General features: G+C 50.9%; 27 protein-coding genes. 16 read left to right on the forward strand and 11 right to left on the reverse strand.

The annotated features are described in order from the left end of the window. Positions 1-22: 22 nt before the first annotated feature. The 3 genes from ACR02O_RS20390 to ACR02O_RS20400 form a co-directional block, all read right to left on the reverse strand. Positions 23-1,252, reverse strand: coding sequence for a cation:proton antiporter (locus ACR02O_RS20390; RefSeq protein WP_494522316.1), 1,230 nt, complete (start codon positions 1,250-1,252; stop codon positions 23-25). After that, positions 1,249-2,655 carry a H(+)/Cl(-) exchange transporter ClcA gene (gene clcA, locus ACR02O_RS20395; protein WP_494522317.1) on the reverse strand — a complete coding sequence of 469 codons (1,407 nt, stop codon included), beginning with the start codon at positions 2,653-2,655 and terminating at the stop codon, positions 1,249-1,251. The genes ACR02O_RS20390 and clcA overlap by 4 nt, the downstream gene beginning before the upstream one ends. A 637-nt stretch (positions 2,656-3,292) precedes the next feature. After that, positions 3,293-4,783, reverse strand: coding sequence for an HAD-IB family phosphatase (locus ACR02O_RS20400; protein ID WP_494522318.1), 1,491 nt, complete (start codon positions 4,781-4,783; stop codon positions 3,293-3,295). A gap of 665 nt (positions 4,784-5,448) precedes the next feature. On the opposite strand from ACR02O_RS20400, the gene ACR02O_RS20405 reads away from it, so the two are divergent. The 4 genes from ACR02O_RS20405 to ACR02O_RS20420 all read left to right on the forward strand — a co-directional run bounded on the left by ACR02O_RS20405 (position 5,449) and on the right by ACR02O_RS20420 (position 8,400). Next, positions 5,449-5,985 (forward strand): MarR family winged helix-turn-helix transcriptional regulator, encoded by a 537-nt coding sequence (locus tag ACR02O_RS20405; RefSeq protein ID WP_319961251.1) that lies wholly within the window; start codon positions 5,449-5,451, stop codon positions 5,983-5,985. 127 nt (positions 5,986-6,112) lie between these two features. Continuing rightward, positions 6,113-7,555 (forward strand): sodium:proton antiporter NhaD, encoded by a 1,443-nt coding sequence (nhaD, locus tag ACR02O_RS20410; RefSeq protein WP_494522319.1) that lies wholly within the window; start codon positions 6,113-6,115, stop codon positions 7,553-7,555. A 76-nt stretch (positions 7,556-7,631) separates the two neighbouring features. Continuing rightward, positions 7,632-8,156 (forward strand): hypothetical protein, encoded by a 525-nt coding sequence (locus ACR02O_RS20415; RefSeq protein ID WP_415880065.1) that lies wholly within the window; start codon positions 7,632-7,634, stop codon positions 8,154-8,156. Between the two features lie 34 nt (positions 8,157-8,190). Next, positions 8,191-8,400, forward strand: a complete 210-nt coding sequence (locus ACR02O_RS20420) for a hypothetical protein (RefSeq protein ID WP_494522320.1) — start codon at positions 8,191-8,193, stop codon at positions 8,398-8,400. Positions 8,401-8,556: 156 nt separating this feature from the next. Here the strand turns inward: ACR02O_RS20420 and ACR02O_RS20425 are convergent, their stop codons facing one another. Continuing rightward, the gene (locus ACR02O_RS20425; RefSeq protein ID WP_494522321.1) at positions 8,557-9,849 is read right to left on the reverse strand and encodes an MFS transporter; all 1,293 of its coding nucleotides are present in this window, start codon (positions 9,847-9,849) and stop codon (positions 8,557-8,559) included. A 206-nt stretch (positions 9,850-10,055) separates the two neighbouring features. Here ACR02O_RS20425 and ACR02O_RS20430 point away from each other — a divergent pair, with 206 nt between their 5' ends. Genes ACR02O_RS20430 through ACR02O_RS20440 form a run of 3 tightly spaced genes read left to right on the forward strand, consistent with a single transcriptional unit; the run spans position 10,056 to position 11,740 of the window. Next, complete coding sequence (locus ACR02O_RS20430) at positions 10,056-10,223, forward strand: hypothetical protein (RefSeq protein WP_494522322.1); 168 nt, start codon at positions 10,056-10,058, stop codon at positions 10,221-10,223. Between the two features lie 35 nt (positions 10,224-10,258). Further along, positions 10,259-10,768, forward strand: coding sequence for a sigma-70 family RNA polymerase sigma factor (locus ACR02O_RS20435; protein WP_494522323.1), 510 nt, complete (start codon positions 10,259-10,261; stop codon positions 10,766-10,768). A 6-nt stretch (positions 10,769-10,774) separates the two neighbouring features. Further along, positions 10,775-11,740 carry a FecR domain-containing protein gene (locus tag ACR02O_RS20440; RefSeq protein WP_494522324.1) on the forward strand — a complete coding sequence of 322 codons (966 nt, stop codon included), beginning with the start codon at positions 10,775-10,777 and terminating at the stop codon, positions 11,738-11,740. A 22-nt stretch (positions 11,741-11,762) separates the two neighbouring features. Here ACR02O_RS20440 and ACR02O_RS20445 read toward each other — a convergent pair whose 3' ends face one another. Next, a complete protein-coding gene (locus tag ACR02O_RS20445; RefSeq protein ID WP_415880060.1) occupies positions 11,763-12,068 on the reverse strand; it encodes a BrnA antitoxin family protein in 306 nt (101 codons plus the stop codon). Further along, positions 12,055-12,345 (reverse strand): BrnT family toxin, encoded by a 291-nt coding sequence (locus ACR02O_RS20450; RefSeq protein WP_494522325.1) that lies wholly within the window; start codon positions 12,343-12,345, stop codon positions 12,055-12,057. Before ACR02O_RS20450 ends, ACR02O_RS20445 begins: the two co-directional genes overlap by 14 nt. Positions 12,346-12,574: 229 nt before the next feature. Here ACR02O_RS20450 and ACR02O_RS20455 point away from each other — a divergent pair, with 229 nt between their 5' ends. The 4 genes from ACR02O_RS20455 to ACR02O_RS20470 all read left to right on the forward strand — a co-directional run bounded on the left by ACR02O_RS20455 (position 12,575) and on the right by ACR02O_RS20470 (position 17,766). After that, positions 12,575-15,022 carry a TonB-dependent siderophore receptor gene (locus tag ACR02O_RS20455; protein ID WP_494522326.1) on the forward strand — a complete coding sequence of 816 codons (2,448 nt, stop codon included), beginning with the start codon at positions 12,575-12,577 and terminating at the stop codon, positions 15,020-15,022. A 322-nt stretch (positions 15,023-15,344) separates the two neighbouring features. Then, positions 15,345-15,851 (forward strand): RNA polymerase sigma factor, encoded by a 507-nt coding sequence (locus ACR02O_RS20460; protein WP_494522327.1) that lies wholly within the window; start codon positions 15,345-15,347, stop codon positions 15,849-15,851. Positions 15,852-16,137: 286 nt separating this feature from the next. Further along, positions 16,138-16,659: an RNA polymerase sigma factor gene (locus ACR02O_RS20465; RefSeq protein ID WP_033157047.1), complete on the forward strand. Its 522-nt coding sequence runs from the start codon at positions 16,138-16,140 to the stop codon at positions 16,657-16,659. 48 nt (positions 16,660-16,707) lie between these two features. Beyond that, positions 16,708-17,766 carry a FecR family protein gene (locus tag ACR02O_RS20470; RefSeq protein WP_494522328.1) on the forward strand — a complete coding sequence of 353 codons (1,059 nt, stop codon included), beginning with the start codon at positions 16,708-16,710 and terminating at the stop codon, positions 17,764-17,766. 51 nt (positions 17,767-17,817) lie between these two features. On the opposite strand, the gene ACR02O_RS20475 is transcribed toward ACR02O_RS20470, so the two are convergent. Both ACR02O_RS20475 and ACR02O_RS20480 read right to left on the reverse strand, forming a co-directional pair. Further along, complete coding sequence (locus tag ACR02O_RS20475) at positions 17,818-18,225, reverse strand: type II toxin-antitoxin system VapC family toxin (RefSeq protein WP_494523477.1); 408 nt, start codon at positions 18,223-18,225, stop codon at positions 17,818-17,820. Positions 18,226-18,230: 5 nt separating this feature from the next. Next, entirely contained in the window at positions 18,231-18,476 is a 246-nt protein-coding gene (locus tag ACR02O_RS20480) for a type II toxin-antitoxin system Phd/YefM family antitoxin (protein ID WP_494522329.1), read from the reverse strand. A 326-nt stretch (positions 18,477-18,802) separates the two neighbouring features. Here ACR02O_RS20480 and ACR02O_RS20485 point away from each other — a divergent pair, with 326 nt between their 5' ends. Both ACR02O_RS20485 and ACR02O_RS20490 read left to right on the forward strand, forming a co-directional pair. Further along, the gene (locus ACR02O_RS20485) at positions 18,803-21,337 is read left to right on the forward strand and encodes a TonB-dependent siderophore receptor (RefSeq protein ID WP_494522330.1); all 2,535 of its coding nucleotides are present in this window, start codon (positions 18,803-18,805) and stop codon (positions 21,335-21,337) included. Between the two features lie 258 nt (positions 21,338-21,595). Beyond that, complete coding sequence (locus ACR02O_RS20490) at positions 21,596-22,105, forward strand: RNA polymerase sigma factor (RefSeq protein WP_494522331.1); 510 nt, start codon at positions 21,596-21,598, stop codon at positions 22,103-22,105. Between the two features lie 173 nt (positions 22,106-22,278). Here ACR02O_RS20490 and ACR02O_RS20495 read toward each other — a convergent pair whose 3' ends face one another. Beyond that, the gene (locus tag ACR02O_RS20495) at positions 22,279-22,506 is read right to left on the reverse strand and encodes a DUF2835 domain-containing protein (protein WP_033157240.1); all 228 of its coding nucleotides are present in this window, start codon (positions 22,504-22,506) and stop codon (positions 22,279-22,281) included. Between the two features lie 42 nt (positions 22,507-22,548). After that, a complete protein-coding gene (gene htpX / locus ACR02O_RS20500; protein WP_494522332.1) occupies positions 22,549-23,424 on the reverse strand; it encodes a protease HtpX in 876 nt (291 codons plus the stop codon). A gap of 112 nt (positions 23,425-23,536) precedes the next feature. On the opposite strand from htpX, the gene ACR02O_RS20505 reads away from it, so the two are divergent. Together ACR02O_RS20505 and ACR02O_RS20510 are read left to right on the forward strand one after the other, a co-directional pair. Then, positions 23,537-24,646, forward strand: a complete 1,110-nt coding sequence (locus tag ACR02O_RS20505; protein ID WP_319961256.1) for a PQQ-dependent sugar dehydrogenase — start codon at positions 23,537-23,539, stop codon at positions 24,644-24,646. Beyond that, a complete protein-coding gene (locus ACR02O_RS20510) occupies positions 24,643-25,266 on the forward strand; it encodes an NUDIX domain-containing protein (protein ID WP_319961257.1) in 624 nt (207 codons plus the stop codon). The genes ACR02O_RS20505 and ACR02O_RS20510 overlap by 4 nt, the downstream gene beginning before the upstream one ends. Positions 25,267-25,371: 105 nt before the next feature. Here the strand turns inward: ACR02O_RS20510 and ACR02O_RS20515 are convergent, their stop codons facing one another. Then, positions 25,372-26,634, reverse strand: coding sequence for an alpha/beta hydrolase (locus ACR02O_RS20515; RefSeq protein WP_494522333.1), 1,263 nt, complete (start codon positions 26,632-26,634; stop codon positions 25,372-25,374). Here ACR02O_RS20515 and ACR02O_RS20520 point away from each other — a divergent pair. After that, a complete protein-coding gene (locus ACR02O_RS20520) occupies positions 26,633-26,908 on the forward strand; it encodes a hypothetical protein (protein WP_494522334.1) in 276 nt (91 codons plus the stop codon). The genes ACR02O_RS20515 and ACR02O_RS20520 overlap by 2 nt on opposite strands. Positions 26,909-26,930: the final 22 nt, after the last annotated feature.

Here is a 26,930-nt window from a genome sequence, read left to right on the forward strand (position 1 = left end):
TCGATGGTGTTTGCATACCACCCTACGAGTGCACTCTTATCCTTTCCGCGAGGAGAGGAAACAGCATAACGGAAATCATCGCAGCACTGACCAGAACCGCAGCGCGATCCGGAGACATCAAGCCGGAAGAGCCCCCAATTTCAGTGATGATGACAATCATGGGCAGGCCAGTGGCGGAATAAAGGGCAAAAGGCAGCCTGTCTTTTTTTGATAAAACTTGATGGTAAAGCAGTATCGGAGCGCCACGAATCAGGATCAGCAGGCCCAATAAACAGATAATCTGCACGGGAACCAACGGATTCGCCCAAAGCGCACTGACATCAAATTTCATCCCGGAGACGATGAAGAAGATGGGGATTAAAAAGCCATAACCGATGGCATCCAATTTCTGACGCAGAATCACGCCATGGTCGCCTTGGCTGGCAAGGCTGACCACCATGCCGGCCGCGAAGGCTCCGATCACCACATTCAGCCCGAACTCGCCGGCCAAAACCACTAATAACGCTTGGAGCGCAATGCAGATTCTCACCGGCAGTTGGCCACTGCTTTGCATGGTTTGAGCCAGGAGATTGATTAAAGCGGAGGATCGCGCATTGATAGCCGTATCCGCAATCACAAAGGTAATCCCCACGAAGGCCACAATGAACACAGTATGCAAAAAGGTACTATGGGTCGGGATGATCAGTAAGGAGACAACCATGAGCGGGCCGAATTCTCCCATCGCCGCAGCCGAGAGAAGCAGCTTGCCAAAGTCCGAATTCAAAATGCCCTCGTCGCGCAGGATTGGCGCCAATATTCCCAGCGCAGTGGTCGACAAGGCGATGGCAGCCAATAAGGGTGGAGCCTGTATCAGGCCGATGGCATGCACAAAAAACATGCACACCATGGCTACCGTAAACGACAGAAACCAGCCACCAATCGCCAGCGCTAAGGGTTTGCCGTGAATTTCGCCGAGATTAATTTCCATGCCCACCATGAACAGCAAAAACGTCAGGCCTAGCTCGCCCAACATGCCCACTAAACCGTCAGGGGATACCCAATTGAAAATATGCGGGCCAATCAGCATTCCCAAAAGCATTTCCACCACCACCACCGGCATACGCAGGCGAGTGGGTAATCTGGCGAGCAAAGGCGCGAAAGCCGCCACCAAAGCAATGACAAATAGCGCTATTCGGTAAGATTCCATAACTGTCTCCTGATGGGGCGGGTTGGCAATGTCGGGAGTATCAAGCGTTTTCAATGAACCATTCACTGAATCCGTTCTTTTCGCAAATCGTTTTCCAACAACGCTTCATAAACGGGCGGGCACCCCAACCAATTCGCGATTAGCAATGCGGTAAAACAGGCGGTGAATAGCGGCAAAATCAACGCGTAATCACCGGTCATCTCGATGATTAACACAATGCCGGTCAAGGGCGCTTGCACCACGCCACTAAAATACGCCGCCATACCGACTACGGCAAATAATCTGGGGTCTACATCTAATGCGGGGAAAGCCAGTTGGGTGGACACACCGACACCCCACCCCAACAGCGCACCCAGCACCAGGATCGGCATAAAAATTCCCCCGGCCGCGCCTGAGCAGGAACTGCCAATAGTCAACACGAATCGGCTGATAAATAACAGTCCGATGGTCTGCAATGTGAGTTCTTGACCGACGAGAATATCATTCACGAAATCATGCCCACCGCCCAATAACTGCGGTGCATACCAAGCTGTGGCAGTCAACCCACCAGCCAAGATTAGCCACCAGATCGATCTTGACCAAGGTCCCAGGGTGATCAAGCGCTGTCCCCACAATAAAGTATGGGTAAACAAGCCAGCCAACAGGGCTGATAACAAGCCCAAAGCTACGAAGGCAATGAGCTGACTAAGCGGCGCAGCAGCGACATGGGCGAAATGGAAGACTGATTGTTGCCCAAGTGCTACGCGGCAAACCATATCAGCGGTCAGACAGGCAATGGCGGCGGTAATGAATTCAAGCGACGAGCAGCGCCTTTCAAGTTCTTCCAGTACAAAGGTCAAGCCGGAAAGCGGAGCATTGAATGCCGCCGTGAGGCCGGCACCGCCGCCGGCAGCGATCAAAATCGTATGATAGTGCTTACCATCTTTAGGCCAAATATCGGCTAACCCTTGCCCTATAGAGCTGCCCATGTGCACACAGGGACCGGCCCGGCCAACCACTAGGCCGCCAACGCTGCCAATGACCATACTGAAGAACTTGGTAAGCAGCACCCGTACCCAACGGAAGTGCCGGTGCCCAATCAATACCCCCTTAATATGGGGAATGCCACTACCGCTTGACTCGGGTGCAAATTGCCTGACCATTCCGGCTGAGATACTCACGGTGACTAGCGCTAACCCCAGAACCATGCCGATGCCAAGGTGGCTGTTCTGATGGGAAAAGTCGAAAAATTTATGTCGAAATGCTTCGGCGCTATTCATCGCAAAATGAAATGCTACCGAAGTTCCGCCGGTCAGTAAGCCGAGAACGATTGCTTGGGGTATCAAACGGTTCCGCTGCCGGTTAAGCTCCGCCGCTGACGCCGGCTGGTGTTCTGATAAGTCACATTTCAACAACCTTCTCCGGTTCAGGTGGGGGAATTTACGTTTATCGGGCTCACGACACAGTAAGTAATTTCCAATGGCCGTCAATTAGGTTGCGGCTCGGGTTTTAGATAATCCTGGTCTTTTTAAATGCATTGAGGAGCAGCAGAAATCGATCAGGCCGTTAGCATTTTAGTGATGACTCAATGTTGAAGCAAACAATGTTTGCATGAACATATTGCCGCAAAAAATCACCTATCCTAATCATGTGTATTGCGGAGACTATCGTCTTCTACAGCTTATTGTGAATGGTGTTGCCAGGGGACAGAACAACATCGCAAGAGGATATTTTGTCGCCTATTTTAGAGTATTAGGGTGTCGAGCCACTCGCCCCTGATTGCGATAATAAATGTCTGAGCAAGACAATCTATGCGGGTCCGTTTCAAAATCATGTCCGCGGATACTTCGGGTTGAATTATCGGAGCTGATTGTATAGGGATGCGACTTAGGGCAATGTACGTGCGTTTGCTTGTTACTGTCAGCAAGGCGTTTTGATTGACTAGATTGAGCTACTGGCTGCGGATTGTGCTGTTCGCAACCGAAGATACATAGCAAACTGACAAGAAATAGCACATCAACATAAAGCATGTGGCTCATAAAAACACCAAGGGTTTGGTGACGTTCGGACTAGCTGAGTAATCGCGATATTAGGTACACCATTAAAAACAACTAAACTCGGCTACCATTAGGATTCCTTACTTTCCGACGCCTCGTAGACTAACAATTCCACTAAATCATTGAACTCAGTGATCAGTGTGATACCGGGCTCCTCAAGCAGTTTGGGCAACTTCGGATCGATGACGAAGGCATTGTCCGCTAGCCGCAACATTTCCAGGTCATTAAGGTTATCGCCGACCGCCCAGATCAGTTCGACAGGGGGCAGTGTTTTATCAGTCAAGAAGCAACGCAAAACATTGCTTTTACAAATGGAAGTCACTGCATCACTTTCGTCAGGCAAGAAAGCCGGATTGATTTGAAGTTGCCCATTGCAGACGCTTCCCTCGAAGGTCAAGGTATGAGCCAAGGCAAAATCAGCAAATATGCGGCGTCTGATGATATCGGCAGCAACAAAATAGCTGTCGCTGACTATGCCGACCATGAAACCGGCTCGCCTTGCCTGCTTGACGAATTCGATGACGCCAGGACGAATTTCCATTGTACGAGCCACCTGTTCGAATTGCTGCTTGTGAACAAAGCGAAACAACTCGACTATCCGCTCGCTACGGGTTATGGCATCGTCGTGGGGCGTATCCAGCAATTGCATCAGTGCCGTTTCATTTCCGGTATTGCGCGCCAGTTCCAGCGCAAAGCGCGAGGGCGTTATGGTGCCGTCCATGTCCAGCAAGACCAGGGAGCGCCGACCCTTGCGCAAGGTCAGTACATAGTCAATGCTAGCCGCGACTTGGCGTTGGCTCTCATACATGGCTATCACCTGTTCAACGTGCAGACGTCCCGCCAGTTTGGCGCGGTTAAAAATGACTCGGCTGACTTCATTGGCCATCAGCGATAAGTCTTGCAGCGGCTGGCTATCATGTTCTAACGAACCGATATCGACTTCTGCCAGATGGGCACCGGCCAAATGCGCGTCAAGCAATAAACCGGCATCCATGCCATAACCATCTTCGAAGCTTAGCGTTTGCAGCAGGCATTTGCGCGCAGCGATGATGCCGCCCAGCGGTTGGGATAGATAAGCTAGTTCGGGAAAAAAGACCTTTAGCATCGGTTTGGCGGTGAGTTCCGTCACCCGGCCACCGCCACGACCGAAGCGGGCTTTGACAAAGTCCGCGCTTTCATTGAGCAGCGGCAAACAAAGGCTGGTGACAATACCGGGACGCAAATTCCTCAGATCACCGTCCAGGTAAACGACCAGATCATGAGCGGCTGCCGCCGCACCGTCACGCATCGACGCGCCTTTTCCTAGCATACTGCTGGTCAGAACCTGGGCGCCTGCCTGTTGCGCCAATATCGCTGTGTTGTCTATGGAGCTATCGTCGACGACAATCACTTCGGCCGTTGCCGGATCGGCCAGGGCGTAAGCGACCACTTCCCGAATGCGTTTGGCTTCGTTCAAAGCCGGTATCACGACGGTGGCGCAGGCGTTCGCTTCGCGGGGGAGATAGATTCGATTGGATTTCTGTCTCTTAACGGATACCCGGTGACCATATTTCGATTTCATACGTTATTCCTAGTCATTTGCGGCCTCGCAGTTGATACCACGATTTTAGGCAATCCCTACTCAGCTTATCCCTGCGGCCACAGTGACATTCCGGACATCGGCACAATTTATCGAGCTCTAGGCAGTCGTCGACGAAGATTGATCGATAGGGACCGCATCATGTCGAGCGCAACAGGATGCCAGCGACAATAGGGAGGCAAGGCAAATCCAGTAGATAAGCCGTCTCATGTGATTTTTTGAAAACATTCTAGTTTCGGATTCTATGCTGCTTTGTAAGTATTGCTACGGAAACCATGGGGACTTGAGCAAGCGCGAAACAGCATTTGTCTTTCTGTTTCGCGTCAACTCAAAAAGTTAGTTGGCAAGCTAAGTGACACAGATCAACTCAGGTTAAATTTTTGAAACCACATCAAGCCTTTTCACAACGGTTGATCGGCTCTTAGACTTGCCGAGGGCATTATAATAACCGCATAATGTTGATGCAAACAATGTTTGTGTAAACATATAAAGACAACCTTAGAAATCCTTGTTTTCTCCATGAATTGTGTTTTAGCAGGTAACCACAAACTACGCACAAACTCTTGGAATCAACCTGACCACATTAACGCTTTGGTGGATAATGATGTCTTTTAATGGCAATTTTGCCGAAGATAAATCGTAACGCAATGGACAAAACCGCACTGCAAACTCGGAAAACCGACGACTCCAAACAATGGCCTTATGAGGTCTTGAAACAGTTTCGCCTGATTTTTAAGGCTGTCCAACAACATTCCCAATGGGTCGAAACGCATTGCGGTGTCACCAGCGCGCAACTGTGGGCACTTTGGGAATTGTCAAAAACGCCTGGATTGAAAGTCACTGAGTTGGCTAAAGCGATGTCGATTCATCATTCCACCGCCAGCAATATGCTCGATAAACTCGCCAAGAAAGGTTTGATCCTGCGAGAACGCGTGAGTGAGGACCAGCGGGTCGTCACGGTGACTTTGACCCAGGAGGGTATTGAATTACTAAACCAAGTGCCAACGCCGCCTCAGGGCATACTGCAACATGCCTTATTTGACTTACCGGAAAATGTTCTCAAGTCTCTGGCCAAGAATCTGGATGTCCTTGTTCAAGAGATGAAAATCAAGGATGACGAGGCGGCTATGCTGCCGATTAACGCGCTGCCTAAAAAACCGCTTTCCCCTAGAAAGAAGGCATGAGCATTTCGACCTATCCCGCAGCTATAGCAACAGGGTTTGCTTTTGTGACATCAATACGGAATATTGATACCCGAGAATAACCAGTGGCTCAGAAGACAATCGCTGCGTAACTGAAATAGAAGACTGTATGAAAGAATTAAACAAGATTTTGCTCGGTTGTTTAACGGGTGCCGGACTATTGTTATCGTCGCCCAATGTGCTGGCGGAGAGCTTATCTCAATCCCTGGACTTGAGCGGACATTGGGTAGGTTATCTATGTGTCGGCCTGTTTGTGATCGCTTATCTGCTGGTAGTGCTGGAAGAAGTCTTGGAATTACGCAAATCCAAACCGATGATGTTGGCTGCGGCTCTGATTTGGGTGGCGATTGCCCTGGTTTATAAAGACCAAGGCATGTCTCGGGTCGCGGAAACGGCGATTCGGCACGATGTGTTGGATTATGGTGAATTGTTGCTATTCCTGATCGTCTCGATTGCTTACATCAATGCCATGGAAGAAAGACGGGTTTTTGATAGCTTGCGGGCCTGGCTGGTTAACAAAGGTTTGAGTTATCGCCAACTGTTTTGGGTGACCGGAGTCTTGGCGTTTTTCATCTCCTCGGTGTCCAACAACATGACGACCGCGATGCTGATGTGCGCGGTCGTCATGGCGGTTGGCAAGGACAATCCCAAGTTTGTCGGCATCGCCTGCGTCAACACGGTGGTAGCCGCCAATGCCGGCGGTGCGTTTTGCCCGTTCGGCGACATCACCACTTTGATGGTCTGGCAAAAAGGTATCATCGATTTCTGGGCGTTCTTCAAGTTGTTTGTGCCTTCGGTGCTTAACTTCCTGATTCCCGCTGCCATCATGCATTTTGCCATTCCGAAAACCCTGCCGGCGCCTCTTCATGCCCAGGTTGTCACGCGTCGCGGCGCCAAGCGTATCGTAGCGTTGTTTCTGCTCACCGTTCTTACGGCAGTCGGCTTTCAGAATAGCCTGCATATGCCGGCAGCGGTGGGCATGATGGCTGGCCTGACCTATCTGCAATTTTTCGGCTATTTTCTGCATATTACTCACCGCGACGAACCGGAGTTGGGCTTGGATCCGATGTCCGGCGAGGAAAACCCCACTGCCGACGGCGAGGATAGTATGCGCTTCGACGTCTTTCATCATTTAGCGCGCATGGAATGGGACACTTTGCTGTTTTTTTACGGCGTGGTGTTATGCGTGGGTGGTATGAATTTTCTCGGCTATTTACGCCATTTATCCGAGTTTCTGTATGGCGAACTCGGCGCAACGCCCGCGAATATGCTAGTCGGCCTGATTTCGGCGTTGATAGACAACATCCCGGTAATGTTTGCAATTTTGGCCATGCGTCCTGAGATGTCGGAAGGCCAATGGCTGCTGGTAACGTTGACGGCGGGTGTTGGTGGCAGCTTGTTATCGGTCGGCTCGGCAGCGGGCGTGGCGCTGATGGGCCAAGCCAAGGGCATTTACACCTTCATGACTCATCTAAAATGGACGCCGGTAATTGCCCTGGGGTATTTAGGCAGCGTGGCCGCGCACTTTTTGATGAATTCCGAGCTTTTTTAAGCGATTGTCTACTCAGGATTCCGCACTCATCCCATTAAAACAACCATTGGCTTAAACCCACTTAGGAATCAAACAAATGTATGACGATGGAAGTCCAAAAAGACGCCACTTTGGAATCGAAGGCAGCGTATTTGTAGTGCTCATCCTGTTGTCGCTTGGCGGAATTTTCATAACTGATTTTTCACCCGATGATGGTTACGGCTACTGGCTGTTGATGGTATTCGTGTTTGGTTTGGTATCAGTTTTTGTGTCCTGGCTGCAAACCACGCATAAAGACTTGGATTTTGGCGATATTCTCAAAGCCCAGGGCATGCATTGGTTTCATACGATTATTGCGGTCGGTGCCGCGGCTTTATTGAATAAATCCGGGCAACTGCAGGGCCTCAGCGCAGACTTGGTCATTTTATTGATTTTAGGATTGTCCACCATGCTGGATGGCTACCACATTGGTTGGCAATTCAGCATGCTTGGACTTTTCCTGATCGGCTGCACCATCATTATTGGCTATGTTGATCCGTTTATGTGGGCATGCGTCGCGCTTGCCGTGGTAGTGATTGTCGGCGCATTGTTAAGAGGCTTATCGCTCCATGAGGAAGATTAGCTTTGAGCGTATTTGCAAACAATAAGGGCAACTCATGAACAATCTAAGCGCTTGGTTTGGCGCGTTGAGCACCAAAAACCGCATTGAATATGCTGTGTCGTTGTTGTGGGCTATCACCATTCCATTCTTCGTTGTCCCGTATGGCGGCGAAGCCGGTGGGCCGCTTGAACACTTTCTATCGTGGGGCATCTTTCCCTTGCTGTTGTACTGGGGACAGCGCTTTTGGGTTAGGAAATGGTTTTAACCGAATCATCCGACTCTTGACCGCGAAGGCGGGACTCCATGAGTTATACTTGAGCCCCTGCGCGATCTAAGGGCTCGCTATTTTTAAAAAGCCCGCTTCGAAACATGCAGATTCATCGCCCCTGTATGTTATTTAGCAATCGGACGATCTAATAAGTCAGCAATCCAAGCGCGACCCCCGCATCGGCTCTTTCATCGTAAAGGCCACCAGCATCGATACGGCCGCGCATGCGCTAACGTAGTATGCAAACCATTCCGCGTGTCCCAGGCTTTTCAGCCACAGAGCCAGATACTCGGCGGTGCCGCCGAATATCGCTACGGTCAAGGCATAGGGAAACCCCACCCCCAAAGCTCGAATATGCACCGGAAACAGCTCGGCTTTGACGATGGCGTTAACTGACGAATAGCCCGAGACAATCAGCAATGCACAAACATACCAACCCAACGCCGAAGCCATGGTTTGCGCGTGGCCCAATAGATCAAGCAATGGCACGGTAAACAGGGTTGCACCGGCACCAAAAGCAATCAGCATCGTGCGACGGCCGAGGTAGTCCGAAATTAATCCGAACAACGGCTGCAGCAACATGAACACGATCAAAGCCAGCGTGCAGATTGTGGTGGCATCGTCCTTACTAAAGCCGGTGGTGTTGACCAGATACTTTTGCATGTAGACGGTGAAGGTGTAATACGACAAGGTCCCGCCGGCGGTCAAAGCCACCACCGTCATTACCGGTTTGGGATAGTTCAGCAGTTCCCGTAGCTGGGCGCGTTGGCCGGGAAAAGTCTGTTGTTCGACAAAAGCCGTGGTCTCGGCCATATTGCCGCGTAAGCCCATCGCCACCACCGCCAGCAAGCCGCCGACGATAAAGCCGATACGCCAACCCCAATCATGCAGCTCTGCGCTGCTCAACAGGCATTTTTGCAAGAGCATCAATAAACCCAGGGCCAGAATTTGCCCCAAGACGATGGTGACGTATTGAAAACTGGAGTAATAGCCGCGCCGCTCGGGTGCGGCCATTTCGCTTAGATAAGTGGCGGAGCTGCCGTATTCGCCGCCGATACTAAAGCCCTGCAACATGCGGGCGAACAATAACAAGGCCGGCGCCCACATACCAATTACCGCATAGCCCGGCGTGCAAGCGATGATTAAGGATCCTAAACACATCAAGCTGACCGAAAGCAGCAAAGCGCTTTTGCGGCCTTTGCGGTCTGCCAGACTGCCGAGCAACCATCCGCCCAAAGGCCGAAAAATAAAGCCCACCGCAAATATCGCCGCATTATTCAACAACTGGGCAGTTTGATCGGTTTCCGGGAAAAAAGCCGGGGCAAAGTACAAGGCAAACGCGGCGTAAATGGCCCAATCAAAATATTCCACCAGGTTGCCAACCGAGCCGCTGAAGATATTGAACAGCCGCCTTGTTTCCGAGTGCGGGGCATTGGAATGAGACATGTCGTTTAAGCCGATGAGTTTTTGCACATCTTAACTTACGCCCCCCGTTGAACCACACCCATTTCGATGGCGTGTAACAGAGCCGATCCATACCTCAACGGCGGGGCGCGGGGGATTTAGGTGATTTCACGCATTCCCAAACAAAATACGCCAAATCACGCATTTTAGACATCCGGTTTCGAAGCAGCGCACTCCCCGGCTCGACCATGCGCATTAGCGTGAGCAACTGTAAGAAAATGATTTTATTTATTTTTTCAAAACCCCAAACAGACAAGCCTACTAAATTAACGACTTCGGAGCAGTTCTTGCTTAGTTTTGAGTTTGCAAAAAAAAGCGGGGCCGCTAAGGCCGAAAGCATTAACGGCAAAGCGTAAGACCTTTTGTAACCTGGGCATGTAAAACTAAATCGATGAGCACAGAGTGTATTGACGACGGCCAACAAGACCTCACCCGCCTGTATCAGGACCACCACCCCTGGCTACTGCAATGGTTGGAAAAACGGGTGCAGGACCGCCTGCAGGCGGAAGACCATGCCCAAGATACATTTCTGCGCGTCATCGCCGCAAAAGACACACCAAGTCTCAACGAACCCCGCGCCTACCTGACCACTATCGCCAAACGCCTGCTGATCAATCACTGGCGGCGCAACAGCATTGAACAGGCTTACCTGGCGAGACTCGCGGCCTATCCCGAGGAGCGGGTCATTTCGGCGGAGGATAGCGCCATCGTGCTCGAAGTCTTGCGGGAAATCGACGAATTACTCAATCAACTACCGGCAAAAGTGCGTAAGGCCTTTTTGTTGGCGCAACTCGACGACCGCACCTATGCCGAAATCGGTCGGGAATTGGGCGTCAGTGACCGCATGGTCAGAAAATACATGGCGCAAGCCATGTTTCAGTGCCTGAGCGCCGGCTATTAAACCCCGATGCAGCACACACGCCACTCGGAAATCGACCCACGTATCTTGGCCCAAGCGGCCGAGTGGTTTGCGTTGTTCCGCTCCGGACAAGTGCAAGCCAATGAAACCGCGCAATGGCAAGCCTGGTTAGCTGCACATCCTGACCATCAAACCGCTTGGTCCAGAGTGGAATTTCATATCGATCGCTTCAAATCGCTGCCACCCAAAGCCGCGTTAGCCGCCTTGACGGCGCCGGATTTGCAGCGCAGACGCGCCATCAAACATTTGGTATTGCTCGGCGGCGTCGGCTTGGCGAGCTGGCAGTTTTCGCGTGCCGGCTATTGGCAAGCCTGGACGGCGGATTACCAAGTCGCCCAAGGCCAAATCCAAACAATCACCTTGGCGGACGGCTCGACAGTGGCGCTGGACAGCGGCAGCGCCTTGAACTTGGCATTCGGCGCTGATTTGCGGCGCTTGCAACTGGTCTCCGGGGAAATTTATATCGAGACCGCCAAGGATAACGCGGTTTGGCAGCGACCTTTTGTGGTCGATACCCAGGATGGCCGAGTTCGGGCGCTGGGCACCCGTTTTAGCGTCAGCCAGCAAGCCGACCGCAGCGAGGTCACGGTGTTTGCCGACAGCGTAGAGATTCAGCCAATCCATCCTAACAGCCCAAAACAGCAGCTACATGCCGGACAAAATACCCGGTTTGCAGCTGATCGCATCGAACCCATACAGCCAAACAAACTCGACAAACCCGCCTGGACCCAAGGCGTCATCGTCGCCGACGACATCCCACTCAGCGAGTTTCTGCTACAACTGAATCGTTACCGGCAAGGTTACGTCACCTGCGCGCCGGAAATTGCCGACATGCGCATCATCGGCTCCTTCCCGCTCAAGGATACCGACAAAATCCTGGCTTCGTTGGCTACCAACTTGCCGGTCAAACTCTCCTATCCGCTGCCTTTCTGGGTAAAAGTTTTGCCGCGTTAAGCTAATTGTTGCTGCGCTGTATTCAACCCTTATCATGCAATGACCGCAGCATAGCTTCGCGCAAAATGGCATTGATGCGGGTCTGATAGCCTTTGCCCTGACTCTTCAGCCAGGCCAGCACGTCAGTGTCCACACGCACCGTGGTAGAGGTCTTGGTAGGCTTATAGAACGGATTACGCACGGCGTTTTTCCAGAAGGATTCATCCAGCGGCGGAATGTCACTGTAGTCAATTTCACTGTCCGGCATTTCCGCCAGCGCCTTGAGTTCTGCCTTACGTTCTTCGGTCAAAGGCGGCAACTCGCCCTGCTTATATCTAACCATACTCATAACGCCTCCGTTCCTTGCGATCCGCGCGACGGGCACTGATGATGCGTACCACCTCAATACCCTCGTCTTCAAAGCGCACTGTGTGCGCCACCAATAGCAGTAGACAACCACTCGTCATGCCGATGGTCTGCCAACGCTGCTCACCGTTCTCGATACGGTCTTGCTCTGAAACGGCAAGCGGGTCATCGAAGGCCAGCGCGGCCTCTTCGAACCGGATGCCGTGTTTGCGGTAGTTAATTGCCGCCTTCTTGTCATCCCACTCAAAATATCGCTCCATGCAAGCATTGTATAACTTTTTTGTATGTACACAAGCGCATCACTGCTTGATACTCGGTCCACAATGTTATTTGCTCTCTTTGCGCCGACTGCAAAAAATACCAATTTCTTCCTAACGAAAACAGCCACTTAAAAATTATTTAAAAAATATTTTCAAGTTCGAGTTCCGCTTTTTCAGTCTCGATTGACATAGGTGATGACAACCGCATTTTTTAAAGGAGATAAAACCGATGTCATCGACCTTTCACATCAGCAAGCACGACTTACAGCCCTCTCGACTGCACCTGGCTATACAAGGCATTCTACTGGCCTCCGCATTAACCGTATCCGCTCCCGTCCATGCGGAAAGCAGTAACGGCCACGCCAGCATTAAGCGCAGCTACCATATTGGCGGCGGCTCCTTGAGTCAGGCCTTAAGGCAGTTTGCGACGAGTTCCGGACTGTTATTTTCAGCAGAAGCCACATTGACCGATGGCAAAACCACTAGCGGGCTGGATGGCGAGTACACCGTGGAAGAAGGTTTTAGAAAACTGCTGGCAGGCAGCGGTCTGACGTATAGCTTTACCGGTGAGGACTCGCTGGCTATCAAGGTGGTGGATTCGGGGAGTAATGCGGCATCGACTTTGCCGGCGGTGACGGTTTTGGGGAAGGCGGTTTATGACTCGACCGATCCCTACAACCCTGATTACAACCGATCTCACGCATCCACGGCAACCAAGACAGATACGCCGATCATGGAAACGCCGATGTCTATCAAGGTTGTGCCTAGAGCTGTGATGGATGATCAGCAAATTGTCGTATTTGACGACGCAGTTATCCGGAATGTAAGCGGCGTACAGCGCAATTTCGACTTCGGCGATTTGTACCAAGGCTTTATTGTTCGTGGCTTTAGCTTAGGAGCAAACATTTACCGGGATGGTCTCAGGCAAAACACGGGCTACTTCGAGCCTGCTGGCATGGAGCGGGTTGAGGTTCTAAAAGGAGCAGCGGCCATGCTTTATGGTCGTACCCAGCCCGGAGGTTTGGTTAATTACGTTACCAAGAAACCACTGGATAAAGCGCATTATTCTCTGCAACAACAGTTCGGTTCTTACGACTTGTATCGCACAACGGCAGATGCGACAGGCCCAATTGACGACGATAAATCATTGCTATACCGTTTAAATATTGCCTATTCGAGCAACTACTCATTCCGCAATTACAACGAGAACGAGCGGATTTATGTCGCCCCATCCTTGACTTGGCGCCTTTCCGATCAAACCGAGATGACGGTGCAGCTCGAACACCAACATGACGACTATGTGATGGATTTTGGTATTCCTGCCGTCGGCAACCGTCCTGCGCAGGTTCCCAAAAGTTTTTTTGTCGGCGATGCGGCGGTTAACAATAGCTCCATGGATAGCAATCAAATCGCCACCATTATTTCGCATCGCTTCAATGACCATTGGAAGATAGAACACAAATTCAATTGGCATGAATGGACACACGAATTCAACTCGATTTTCCCGGCGGGCAGCATCAATGCCGACAAGCAAACGATCAATCGAGCCTTGATGACGGGGCCAACAGACAGGGAAAGTTTTGCCACCAATCTGGATATTTCCGGCGAATTCGACACCTTCGGCCTAAAGCATAAGCTCTTGATAGGGGGCGATTACTTTAAGCTTACCACCGATACCTATGACAACCATTGGACCTATGGTGTGATACCGGCGCTGGATATTTTTAATCCTAATAATCACATGCTGGATGCCAATGCGATCAACGCCGTACCAAACGACTTCTGGTGGCAGGAAAAAGATCAATGGTATGGTGTTTACGCACAGGACCAAATCACCCTATGGGATAAATTGCATTTCTTGGTCGGCGCGCGTTACGACATCCTGGACTATGGTACCGGTTGTTGCTCGGAGCCAATCAGTATTGATGATAGAGAAGACAACCGATTGAATCCCCGATTCGGTATCGTTTATCAACCGTGGGAATGGCTATCCGTGTTCGGCAATTACGTGGAATCCATCGGTACCAATAACGGCTTAACCCCCACCAAAACGGTCAATAAGCCGGAAGTTGGCACTCAATATGAAATTGGATTTAAAACCGAGTTTTTCGACGGCCGTTTGTCGTCGAATCTCGCCTACTACCATTTAACCAAGGAAAACATGTTGACCGGCGTGCCGGGCCTGCCCTATAGAATTCCTGTTGGCGAGGCAAGAAGCCAGGGGATAGAGCTTGACCTGACCGGCGAGCTCACCGATTACTTGAGCCTGCTCGGCACTTATGCCTATACCGATGCGATCTTTACTAAAGACAATGACTTTGCACCCTGGGGGGTGACATCCAAACAAGGGAATCGTTTACCCAATGTCCCAGAACACTCAGGCAGCTTGTGGCTGACCTTTCATCCTGACGAGCGCTTTAAAATCGGTGCCGGTATGTTTGCCCAAGGCCAGCGCGCCGGCAACAATGATAATACCTATGAATTGCCCGGCTTTGTGCGCGTGGATGCCATGGTGTCTTATAACTGGAAAATCGGCGGTTCGAAGTTGACCACTCAATTCAATGTCGACAATTTATTGGATAAGGATTATTTCCGGGGTTCACGGGTGCAGGATAGCACTGGAGCCTTGCCGGGAGAACCTATCTCATTTATCGGATCATTACGATTGGATTACTAGCTCCAAAATCATCTGTTTGCTCGTTTACTACTCGCGCTGGGTAGGACCGTAGGTTGGCTTGAAATAACGAATCCCAACATTTTGACCGGTTTGCCCCCTGACTACCATTGAACCTAATATCTCTCTTCCATGGTCGGTTGGCGGCTGGGCGCTTGTCGTGTTGGGGTTCGTGCCTCCCCCCAACCTACGTTCGTCCAAAAGGGATTATTTTTAAATCATTGCCGCGTTGCCGATGACTTACGCTCCAGCCGAATGGATTTGTTCGGCGCGCACAAGTGCTGAGGCACAGTTTTAAAAGCGGTAAATTTTTTGATACAAGTCGATGAACAACCATTACCCGCCCTTAACTGCCGCCTACATCCGCTACCAAACCGAGCTACAACAATTTCTGTGGCGCCAGGTCAATTGCCGGGAAGCGGCGGCGGACTTGCTACAAGATACCTATCTGCATATCGCTGAATATCCAGAGCAAAAACAAATCACCAACCAAAGGGCATTTTTATACCGGGTGGCCGGTAATCTGGCCTTGGATTATTTGCGCAGCCAAGCCCGGCGACAAGCGCGGGACGGCGGTAATTTGGACGAGGACTGGCTCTGCCCTTCTCCCCAACCTGAGCGGTTTGTGCAGAGCGAGCAACAATGGTTGGCAATAGAAAATTGGCTCCATAGCATACCGTTACTCAACCGACAGATTTTGTGGCTGCGCCGTTTGGACGGCAAACACCAGCGGCAAATCGCAGCGGAACTTTGCGTTTCGGAACGTCAGGTCGAACACCTCTTGTACCGAACCGGAAAATTGCTGGCAGGAGCCCGCCTGGACGATTGCTGATATCTATCGGATATGAGATTTCACTTATTCGGACAAAAAATAAGTCATATGCCACGATTTTTCTTAAAAAATTACTTACCAGCACTGGGTGCGCTGTCAAAATATCGGCTTGACTAGAGTTTTAGCGATAATCTAACCGAATGAATATATTGATATTTTATGAAAAACACATGCCATGCTAAAACCCGAAGCCAGTTAAATGGAATATTTTTTGCTGCCCGACAAGGTTTTCTACCCAAAAAACCAACCCGATTGACCGCGTTAAGCCTGCCTCGATCAAAAATGCATGAATACATTACTGGACAAACTATTCCGCAGACACGGCAAGGAGCTTCTGGCATTCACTGAACGCCAAAGCAATGTCACAATCGCGGAAGATATTACCCAGGAAGCTTTTTTGCGACTAATGCAACATCCCAATCTGACGGCCATCGAAAACCACCGGGCCTATTTGTTCAAAACCGCCGCCAATCTCAGCAAAAACGCCTACGATCACGAACAGGTCAGGTTGCGGTATACGCCAGACGAACCGGTAGAGCTGGAGCAACTGGTTTGCCCACTGCCTGCACCGGAAACAACGGTCGCAATCCAGCAGCAACTGGAGCGTTTTCTATCGGTTTTGCTGCAACTGCCGGAAGTCGTACAGCACGCCTTCATCTTGAGCAAACTGGATGGTTTAAGTTACCCAGAGGTTGCCGAAGCGCTGGGCATTTCCAGCAAATCGGCGCAACGCTATGTGTTCAAAGCCTGGCAACATCTTATTCAGCATCTGGGGCATGATTTTTTGGGCGATAATCTGACACGATAAGCAGGGCTCAACTGTCTTATTAGGTAAAGCGCAAACAAGACTGGCCAGATGAAATCCAAAACTTACAAACTCAGCGGTACGCCACAGGAACAAGCCGGATTTTGGGTGTTTACTCAACATTCGGACGAGTGGACGACGGCTGCAGAACAGCAGCTACAGGATTGGCTGGCACAAAATGACAGCAACCGCTTTGAATACGAGCGCGCGCTCCAGCTTTGGCAACAGCTGGATCAACTAAAACCAGCCACTTTTCCGGCTCGGCAAGCGGCACAGGAAACTCGGGCGAAGCGCATCCAGCGCAAACAACGTATCCGCAAAGCGCAAACAACCGGGTTGATGGGTTTACTGGTTTTGACCACGACTTTTGGTTTAAATGACTATCGGCTAACCGATTACTATGCCACCGCAGTCGGTGAACGCAAGTCGATTGATTTGGCCGATGGCTCGCAAATCACCCTGAATACCGATACCCAACTGTCCGTCAAAATGACCGGCAACCGCCGGCTGATTGGTCTGGAAAAAGGCGAGGTTTACGTGAGTGTGGCCCATGAAATAGACCGGCCTTTCGATGTGATAGCCGGCAATGGCCGTATTCATGATATTGGCACGCGCTTTAATGTCTATTCGGCCAACAACACAACGCAAGTTACCGTCGCTGAAGGACAAGTACAGATCATTCCGGACAGCAAAATAACCGGAGCGCGTTGGCTGGATCATGTGATCAGCCGATCAGCATTTTGGCTGCACCTGAGCAGCACGCCGAAAAACCAGGAAAACCCTGCATTGGTAGCAGGCGAGCAAATTAGCTACAACGACCAAGGCCAAGTCTATGCGCCGATTGCCACCAATGCTGCCAACATCATGGCCTGGCGCAGTGGCCGGCTGGTGTTTGAGATGGCGCCTTTGGAAACCGTGTTAAATCAGGTGCAGCGTTATCACAAAATAAGCTTCCAATACAGCGGCGAAGCACTTAAACAAATTCGGGTATCGGCCAGCTTCGAAATCGACAACCTGCCCAAAATACTGAATACCCTGCAGGCGGCATTGCCGATCAAAACTCAGCAGTTGCAAGGTGGCAAGATTGTGGTTTCTGCGAACCGAGGTTGACAGGCATACAAACCAGCCCTTTGTCCCAAGAGGCTGATTAGCCCATCATGTTTACAGCCAAGGATTAAGCGCTTCAATACCTGCGTTGCTGAAGTCTCGAACATTACGAGTAACCAATCGACAGCCATGCGTTCGGGCAGTCGCGGCAATGATCGAGTCAAAGGCAGCTAGAGATTTCCCTTGTGCCTCTGCCTCAACCGTCATTTGCGCCCACACCTTTGCAACCCTAGTGTCAAATACCAGAATTCGATCTTCAAAACCGATCTCCAACTCTTGTAGCCATAGCGTAAGCTCAGATCGGCGCTTTGATTCTGGCAACCGGTTCACACCACGCTGCAATTCAGCCAAAGTCATCGCACTGATGCAAAGCTCGTGCGCTTTGCTAGCTTCAAACCACTGTAGGACTTTGGCATCGGGCTTACTCTTGACTAGCTCAGAGAACGCACAAGTATCCAACATATATTTCACAAAGCCAGATCCCGAATCACTTCTGTGGATCGTTCCAACACTAAGGCCTCACCGCGTGGCGCATTGAACAGGCAGTCCTTCAAACGCGGCAATTGACCGCTTAAGCGCCGATAATCGTCAACGGCCAAGATGACAACAGCCTCTTCACCGCGTCGAGTCACCAGTTGTGGGCCTTCTTTCAGGCTGAGCTCCACCACCTCGCTGAATCGGCTCTTCGCCTCTTGTAATTGCCAAGTATGCATCTATCTCTCCTGTCCAGTCATACCAGTTATGAGTATGAGCTTTATAAAATGGTGTGTCAAAACGCTAAACAACCATCAAAACATGTGTAGCCATAAACCGTTGCCTGGCTTCATTGGTCAACGCAAATAAAACTGTTGGTAACGATGAAAGACTTGCGTTGGTTGGCGTTCCTAAGTCGAATCATTAATCACGCATTGACTACAAATACCAAACAAAATTTTTTCAAAACTCCTAAGCCAAGCTGACCAGATTTTCGAAGCTGAGCTGTCTTACTTAGTGAGCCGGAATAAACGGCACAGACCTTTCAGCAACCAGAGGATCAAGAATGAAAAAATTCACATGGAAACCGCGTCGCAGCCTGCTGGCACTGGCAATCCTGTCTGCAACCGGCACAGCACTTGCCGAATCGCAGACCCATCACCTGAGCATTGCCTCGCAAAGCATGAGTGATGCCTTGAAAGCACTGGCAACGGAAACCCACATCCAAATCTTTAGTGATGGTGACGCGCTGAAAGGCAAGCAAACCAGCGGCATTCAAGGTGACTTTACCGCGCGGGAAGCCTTGCAAAAGTTACTGGCCGGCACGGGGTTGACCTATACCTTTACGGCGGAGGATGCGGTGGCAGTTAAGGCTGCAGAAACCGGAAGCAATGCTGCATCGACTTTGCCGGCGGTGACGGTTGCTGGGAAGGCGGTTTATGATTCGACTGAAAGCTATTTAGTCGGAAATTCCATTACTGCAACAAAGACCGATAAGCCCTTGATGGATACTCCCGTAAGCGTCCAAGTCGTTCCTCAGCAAGTATTAAGTGACCAACAGGCGACAATACTTGAAGACGCCACCAAAAATGTAAGTGGTGTTCAGCGTGTGTGGAACGGTGAAGCCAATGGGCAAGATTTCGTGATTCGCGGCTTTGGTACACGTTATACAAGATTTAGAAACGGGCAAAGAATTTCAAACTTCAATACTGATATGGCCAACGTAGAACAAGTTGAGGTTTTGAAAGGTTCTGCGGCGATGTTGTACGGTAGGGTTGAGCCCGGCGGTATGGTTAATGTTGTAACTAAAAAGCCACGGGATGAAGCTCACTATTCATTGCAACAGCAATTCGGTTCTTATGATTTTTACCGCACTGTTGCGGAGGCAACTGGCCCCCTGACTGGTGACAAGTCACTAACCTATCGTATGGATTTTGGCTATACCGATAGGAATTCTTTTCGTGACTTTGTTAGTCAAAATCAGATTTTTGTCGCACCGGCATTGCATTGGCAAGCCAGTGACAAAACCGAATTCAATTTAAGCCTTGAATACACGGATCGAAAACTACCTTATGACACAGGTATTCCTGCAATTGGCAATCGGGTAGCTAATGTTCCAATTAATACCAATTATGGGCAGCCAGGATTTAAATTTAACGAAGACCCAAGTGACAGCACTTTATTAGATTTTAATTGGTCTCATTCATTTAATGATAACTGGAAGATACAAAATGGCTTTGTCGGCAACTGGGCTAATTTGCATTACCGTAAAGTCTTAGTGGCAGTTTTTCAGCCTTTATTAGAGCAAGGTGCTGATCCGATGAAGGTAAGGCGAGGGTCTCAATTTACTGATGACTCACAAGAAACCTACCTTACCTATTTTAATTTGAACGGTAAATTTAAAACAGGCGAAGTAAATCATAACGTTTTATTGGGAGGTGATTATTATTCTGATGAAACAAGATCGGGTGGTTTTTTTGGATTCAGCGCTACAAATGCGCCTTTCGATAGCCCGTATAAAATGCCGGGAGATTTTGGCGGAGGAAGCTTTGCATTCTCCCGAGTGAATCTTTATAGCCCAACTTATCCAAATTTAGATTTCAACGCTTATGAAAATCAGCGAATCAATCATCCAAACAATTTCTACGTTAGTCAAACATCTTGGTATGGCCTTTATTTCCAAGATCAAATTTCCTTATTTGATGACAAATTACAAATATTAGGAGGTGGTCGTTATGATTGGGCACATCTTGCCTCAGGATCATCTAATTCATATACAAATTCAGAGGATATAAATGGCAACTACAATGGCTACGTACCGAGCTTTAATAACATTGCATTGGCAAAGCAAAATGAGGGATTCTTTAGCCCGCGTGTAGGTGTTCTGTATCGCCCATGGACATGGCTATCTGTATTCGGTAATAGGACAGAAGGATTTGGAACAAATAATGGAAGGTCTGGAAATGGACAGCCATTAAAGCCAGAAACTACCGAACAGTATGAGGCTGGGTTTAAAACAGAATGGTTTGATGGAAACTTAACAACAAGTACTGCTTATTTCCATATTGATAAAAAGAATGTACTGACACTTGTTAGTGATGGCGGAATTTACGACACAATTGGTGCGGCTCGTAGTCAAGGAATTGAGGTTGACATCGCCGGTCGTTTATCAGACGGACTTAGCCTTATTGCCAGTTACGCTTTCACGGATGCACGCATTACAGCCGACGGTGGGGCGCCCGGAAATAATATTGGAAAGCGTTTGCCTAATGTTGCGGAACATTCTGGAAGCGCTTGGTTAAAATATGCTTTTCAACAATCATCGTTAAAAGGCTTAAGTGTAGGTATTGGTAGCTATCTTGCCGGAACTCGTGAAGGAGATAATGCAAATAGCTATAAATTACCAGGATATGTGAGGGTAGATACCTTTGCAGGTTATACAACGAATATTGGCCCAACAAAACTAACTACGCAGCTTAATGTAAATAATATTTTTGATAAAAGATATTATTTTACCGGAGCACCTTATTATGCAAATCGTGCTTGGAATTTACCGAGTGAGCCAATCACAGTTATGGGGTCTGTAAAATTAGAATACTGACCATGTACCGTTGAGGACAGTAGTTGTCGTGTTGGGGTTCGTTACCTCACCCCAACCTACGCCCCGCAAAAAAGAAAATTATCCGGCAATCTTGGTGGATGCGCACTGCTTATCCACCCTACTGATCGCCCATCAGGAAGGGATCATTTTTAAATCACTGTTAGGTTGCCGGTGGCTTGCTCACCAACCGAATAGAGTCGCTCGGTGCTCACGAGCGTCAACGTACAGCTATAAATGCGGCAAAATTAGGCATGCCCAATGTTGAACGATCATTATCCATCCTTAACTGCCGCGTATTTACGCCACCAAACCGAGCTGCAGCAATTTCTGCTGCGCCAGGTCAATTGCCGGGAGGCGGCAGCCGACTTGCTGCAAGATACCTTTTTGCATATTGCCGACTATGCAGGGCAGGATGCCATCACCAATTGCCGGGCATTTCTGTACCGGGTGGCGGGCAATCTGGCTTTGGATTATCTGCGCAGCCAAGCCCGGCAACAAGCACGGGACGGCGGGGCGTTGGACCAGGACTGGCAATGTCCCTGTCCTTTACCTGAGCGGATGGTGCAAGGCGAGCAGCAATGGTTGGCAGCCGAAAACTGGCTGCGCGGCTTACCCGCGCTCAATCGGCAAATCTGGTGCTTGCGTCGGCTAGACGGCAAGCGCCATCAGCACATTGCCGCCGAATTACAGATCTCGGAGCGCCAGGTCGAGCGGGTGCTGTACCAAACCGGACGCATGTTGGCCGGCGCGAACTTGGATGATGGTTAACTTGAGGGGATAGCGGAAAGATTTAAGCAATGTTTGCGTTAGCCATTGAAGGATCGTCAACGCCGTCATTGGCATGGATTGCCGAAATCCAGTGCTCTCGGTGGTCTCCGGGTCCCGCCAGTCCGCCGGGACGACATCAACGATTAACGCGAACATGGCTAAGATTTAAGCCGTCACGCCAGCTTTTTGATGCCGACAAACTTATTGCCCGCCCCCAACTCCATTTCAAAATGGCCCTGGATGCCGGATTTGCTTAGATACCGCTGAATATTGCCGGCAGGAAAGACGATGCGCCGGCCGTCATCGGCAATCGTCACCACGGTTTTGGCGACGCCTTGATAGACCGCGAGATATTGGTCGTAACTTAAATCAAGTTTGAAGCGTATGAATTGATTAGCCATAAAAAAGCCGCGCCGGTTGACCCGGCGCGGCAAGGGAGCGTTCTAACGCATGTTTTGCAAAGCGGCGATGCGCTCTTCCAAAGGCGGATGGCTCATAAACAAGCGTTGCACGCCACCGCCATTGATACCAAATGCCGCCAATTCGCCGGGCAATTCGGCGGGTTCATGCGCACGTTGCAAGGCGCGCAACGCACCTATCATTTTTTGCCGACCTGCCAAGTTGGCACCACCGGCATCGGCGCGAAATTCGCGGTAACGGGAGAACCACATCACCAGCATCGAAGCCAAAATCGACAAGGCGATTTGCGCGACCATTTGCGTCACGTAATACGCCGGACCGTAACCGCGTTCGGTTTTAAATACGACCCGATCCACCACATAGCCGATGATGGTGGCAAAGAAATACACGAAGGTATTTACCACGCCTTGCATCAAGGCCATCGTCACCATATCGCCATTGGCGACGTGGCTAATCTCGTGGCCGACCACTGCTTCCACTTCATCGGCATTCATGCTGCGCAGCAAACCGGTACTGACCGCCACCAAGGCATTGTCACGGTTGGCGCCGGTGGCAAAGGCGTTGGCTTCCGGCGCATCGAAGATACCCACTTCCGGCATGCCGATTCCAGCCTGACGAGCTTGGCGCTCGACCACGCTGATCAACCATTGTTCGGTTTGATTTTGCGGCCGCTCGATGACATGCACTCCCATTGAGCTTTTAGCCGACCATTTGGACATGAACAATGAAATCACCGAACCGGTCATACCGATAACCGCCGACATCGCCAGCAGGCCTTCGATGTTCAAGTTGACGCCTTGAGCATCCAGTGCGCCTTGCAAGCCAAATATACTAAATATGATGCTGATCGCAATCATAATGGCCACGTTGGTAGCCAAAAACAGCAATATTCTCATCATGGCGTAACTTTCCTGTGTTGTTATAAAGTGGGTTTAATCTGGGGAGCCCAAAGATTAAATTCAAGGCTATAGAGTGTTAACATCTGCCAAAGTTTACTTGAGGGACATAAAAATGAGAATTATAAAGTCGCTATTGATGCTGTTTGCCGCTACACCGCTATGCCTGGCAGCCACCCCCGAACAAGAAGCCGTGCTAAAACAATTGCGCCTGCCGCCGGGTTTTAATATCAGAATATTCGCCGACGACGTTCCCAACGCCCGGCAAATGGCGCTGGGCGACAATGGCGTGGTCTACGTCGGTTCCCGGCAAGGCAGCGTCTATGCGGTACAGGATAAGGATGGCGACGGTGTTGCCGAACAAAAATATCTGATCATTCAACAGCTCAATCTACCCAATGGCGTGGCTTACAAAGACGGCACGTTATATGTCGCTGAAATTCACCGCATCATTCGTTTCGACGAGGTTGGCCAGCGTTTGGCCAGCCCGCCCAAAGCAGTCACAGTATTCGACCAGTTTCCCTCCGACCGCCACCATGGCTGGAAATATTTGCGCTTCGGACCCGACGGCAAGTTATACACCGCCGTCGGCGCGCCTTGTAACGTCTGCGACCCGGACAAACCGATTTACGGCTCGCTGATTCGCATGGACCCGGATGGCAGCGATATGGAAATCCTGGCGCGCGGCATTCGCAACACCGTGGGTTTCGATTGGGAAACCCGCAGCGGCCATCTGTTTTTCAATGACAACGGCCGCGACTATCTGGGCGACGACTTACCGCCCGACGAATTGAACGAATGGAATCAAAAAGGCGAGCATTTCGGTTTCCCTTATTGCCACGCCGGCACCCTTGCCGACCCCGAGTATATCGGCGATAAACAATGCTACAAATTTAAAGCGCCTGCCTGGAAATATAAAGCCCACATCGCCCCGCTCGGTATGCGTTTTTATACCGGCAAACAATTTCCGGACACTTATTTCCGGCAATTATTCGTCGCCCAACATGGCTCTTGGAACCGCACTGTGCCGCAAGGTTACCAGGTCAATGTGGTCAAATTCCGCGAAGGCCAAGCCTATAACGAACTACCCTTCATCAGCGGTTGGCTGACAGCGGACGGCCAAGTACTGGGACGGCCGAACGACATTCTGCAAATGCCGGACGGCAGCTTATTGATCAGCGACGACAGTTTGGGCGTCATCTACCGGGTAAGCTACGGCCGATGAGCGACAAACAATTTCAAATACTGGATACGCAGGTAGTGTATGAAGGCTTTTTCCGGCTGGAGCAATACACCCTGAAACACACGCTGTTCAACGGCGGTTGGAGCCCCCCTTTAAAGCGCGAATTGTTCCGCCGCGGCAATTGCGTGGCCGTGCTGCTGTACGATCCGGACCGCGACGAAGTGGTGTTGATAGAACAATTCCGCGTCGGCGCGGTCCTGCAACCCGAACGGGCTTGGCAGCTGGAAATTGTGGCCGGTGCGATTGAAGCAGGTGAAACCGCTGAAGACGTCGCTTATCGCGAAGCGCGCGAGGAAGCCGGCTGCGAGATTTTAGAACTGATCGAAATCAAACAGTTCTTCACCACCCCAGGCGGCTCATCGGAGTGGATTACCCTGTTCTGCGGCCGGGTCGATAGCAGCCGGGTCGGCGGCATTCACGGCCTGGACGAGGAAGATGAAGACATTCGCGTCACAGCCGTCAAATTCGACGAGGCATTTCAAATGCTGGAAGACGGCAAGATCGAATCCGGCATCCCCATCCTTGCCATTCAATGGCTGTATATTCATCGTGAGCAATTACGTGCCCGCTGGTTGGCCGGACTTAATTCGCCCGCGTGGTAACTGCCACAGTGAACCGGGCTCTAGTCCGCAAAACACAGCGGTCGGGCAAACTTTAGCCCGCGTCCACTGGCAAAGCCAACAGGCGATACGCCCAGGTTTTGCCGGCTATCGCGCTTGTAAAGTACCTGCCCTATCCAGCCATTTGCCGGCTTTTTCATTCAGCCAGGCTTGGGCAAACTCGTCTTTTTTAATCAGCATATCCAAAAATGCGCTGGACACACTGGCGATGGCTGCCACTTGTTTATAACCCAAGTTAGGATCGCGGCGCTCTGTTTTGCCAAATAAGCCGCCGCCTGCACCGCCAGCGCTCATGCCGCGCCGCCCGCCGCCACTATGTCCGCCCGGACCGCCGCCGGAATCCATGCCGAAGTCTCCGCGCCGCACCCCGCTTAAGCCAAACCGCCCACCCAACTCATTGCCTGACAGCAAGCGATGCCCGGCGCCGCGCAATAACAACAGATATTTGCCGCCGGCCGGGGCCTGTTCCCAAACCGCCGTACGCACGGCGGCGGAACTAATCGCGTAAGGATCGTTATCCTCGCTACCGGTAATCGTCAGCATCGGCAGACGCAAAGCTTGAAACCGGCTGCGCACGTTGCCTTCCGCCAAATCCACCGACGGACTCAACACCATCGCAGCCACCGGCTTCAATTGGTCTGCGCGCGGCAAACCGCTACCAAAATTCTCGCCCAAGGCTGCCGTCACGGTTTGCGCACCCAGGTCGTAGCCCGCCAGTATCACCTTGCTGAAATCGGCAGACGCATACAAAGGTTGTCGTAAGCCGGCGCGCGTTTGCAGTTGCGCATAGGCCCAAAATAGTTGCGCCAAGCGGGTTTTCAGATTCTCCACGCCAAAGTATTGATGACCGACATAACGCAATTCGCTTTCCCTAGCCGTCCGCGATTGCCGACGAGGCTTGTCACCAAACCAACCGCCGCTAGTCGGCTCAGGTCGCAACGCCATATTTTCATCCGCCAGCTCCGCATTTTCGTCGTCCGGAATCTCCTCCGGATCATCGAAGCGTCTCTCCGCCTCCAAGGCCTTCAAGGCTTGGCTGACCGGCATCGGCTGCATGCTAAACACCAGATAGCCGGCCTTGGCCCAGGTTTCCCGCCACAAACGCCCGGCTTTAGCATCTTCGCCCAAGCTGGGTAGATAAATAATCAACGGATAGCTTCCCGGCGCACTCGGCCCGACCAGCTCTACTTCCAGTTCCGTTTGCTGATAAATCCAGACGTCGTGCGTAACATCCACCGGAAAATTCCGCGCGGTTTTGTAGCCGCCATTGCTCAATATTTCACTCAATTTTTCTTGCTGATCTTCCTGACTGGGCAGCGGCGGCCTGGAAGAACAAGCCGCTAACAGCATGAGCGCACCGGCCAACAGCAATCGGCACGCTTTATGGCTAACCCAGCCCTCAAATCCCGTTAGCCTTAATGCCCTTGAAGGTACGGAGTTTATCGAAGGACGCCGCCGCCTGGGCTTGGACGCACTCAGCCGGAACGGCATACCCGTGATAAACAGGGCCGGATTCATAAAAAATTTATTAGCTTGGGACATGACTTTGCAACTCCGGCAAAAAATCGGCGACAGGTTCGAGAGCGGCATTATCGCCGACAGCGGTATCAAGCGGCGCAGGTAAATTGTAAAAATGGGTAAACCCG

The organism is Methylomonas sp. PHL2-19, assembly GCF_059331595.1.

Coding starts and splice junctions, on each gene's coding strand:
- ACR02O_RS20400 (WP_494522318.1), bottom strand. CDS start 4,783: ATGAAATCGAAATATGGTCACCGGGTATCCGTTAAGAGACAGAAATCC.
- ACR02O_RS20405 (WP_319961251.1), top strand. CDS start 5,449: ATGGACAAAACCGCACTGCAAACTCGGAAAACCGACGACTCCAAACAA.
- nhaD (WP_494522319.1), top strand. CDS start 6,113: ATGAAAGAATTAAACAAGATTTTGCTCGGTTGTTTAACGGGTGCCGGA.
- ACR02O_RS20415 (WP_415880065.1), top strand. CDS start 7,632: ATGTATGACGATGGAAGTCCAAAAAGACGCCACTTTGGAATCGAAGGC.
- ACR02O_RS20420 (WP_494522320.1), top strand. CDS start 8,191: ATGAACAATCTAAGCGCTTGGTTTGGCGCGTTGAGCACCAAAAACCGC.
- ACR02O_RS20425 (WP_494522321.1), bottom strand. CDS start 9,849: ATGTCTCATTCCAATGCCCCGCACTCGGAAACAAGGCGGCTGTTCAAT.
- ACR02O_RS20430 (WP_494522322.1), top strand. CDS start 10,056: ATGCGCATTAGCGTGAGCAACTGTAAGAAAATGATTTTATTTATTTTT.
- ACR02O_RS20435 (WP_494522323.1), top strand. CDS start 10,259: ATGAGCACAGAGTGTATTGACGACGGCCAACAAGACCTCACCCGCCTG.
- ACR02O_RS20440 (WP_494522324.1), top strand. CDS start 10,775: ATGCAGCACACACGCCACTCGGAAATCGACCCACGTATCTTGGCCCAA.
- ACR02O_RS20445 (WP_415880060.1), bottom strand. CDS start 12,068: ATGAGTATGGTTAGATATAAGCAGGGCGAGTTGCCGCCTTTGACCGAA.
- ACR02O_RS20450 (WP_494522325.1), bottom strand. CDS start 12,345: ATGGAGCGATATTTTGAGTGGGATGACAAGAAGGCGGCAATTAACTAC.
- ACR02O_RS20455 (WP_494522326.1), top strand. CDS start 12,575: ATGTCATCGACCTTTCACATCAGCAAGCACGACTTACAGCCCTCTCGA.
- ACR02O_RS20460 (WP_494522327.1), top strand. CDS start 15,345: ATGAACAACCATTACCCGCCCTTAACTGCCGCCTACATCCGCTACCAA.
- ACR02O_RS20465 (WP_033157047.1), top strand. CDS start 16,138: ATGAATACATTACTGGACAAACTATTCCGCAGACACGGCAAGGAGCTT.
- ACR02O_RS20470 (WP_494522328.1), top strand. CDS start 16,708: ATGAAATCCAAAACTTACAAACTCAGCGGTACGCCACAGGAACAAGCC.
- ACR02O_RS20475 (WP_494523477.1), bottom strand. CDS start 18,225: ATGTTGGATACTTGTGCGTTCTCTGAGCTAGTCAAGAGTAAGCCCGAT.
- ACR02O_RS20480 (WP_494522329.1), bottom strand. CDS start 18,476: ATGCATACTTGGCAATTACAAGAGGCGAAGAGCCGATTCAGCGAGGTG.
- ACR02O_RS20485 (WP_494522330.1), top strand. CDS start 18,803: ATGAAAAAATTCACATGGAAACCGCGTCGCAGCCTGCTGGCACTGGCA.
- ACR02O_RS20490 (WP_494522331.1), top strand. CDS start 21,596: ATGTTGAACGATCATTATCCATCCTTAACTGCCGCGTATTTACGCCAC.
- ACR02O_RS20495 (WP_033157240.1), bottom strand. CDS start 22,506: ATGGCTAATCAATTCATACGCTTCAAACTTGATTTAAGTTACGACCAA.
- htpX (WP_494522332.1), bottom strand. CDS start 23,424: ATGATGAGAATATTGCTGTTTTTGGCTACCAACGTGGCCATTATGATT.
- ACR02O_RS20505 (WP_319961256.1), top strand. CDS start 23,537: ATGAGAATTATAAAGTCGCTATTGATGCTGTTTGCCGCTACACCGCTA.
- ACR02O_RS20510 (WP_319961257.1), top strand. CDS start 24,643: ATGAGCGACAAACAATTTCAAATACTGGATACGCAGGTAGTGTATGAA.
- ACR02O_RS20520 (WP_494522334.1), top strand. CDS start 26,633: ATGAGCGCACCGGCCAACAGCAATCGGCACGCTTTATGGCTAACCCAG.
- ACR02O_RS20515 (WP_494522333.1), bottom strand. CDS start 26,634: ATGCTGTTAGCGGCTTGTTCTTCCAGGCCGCCGCTGCCCAGTCAGGAA.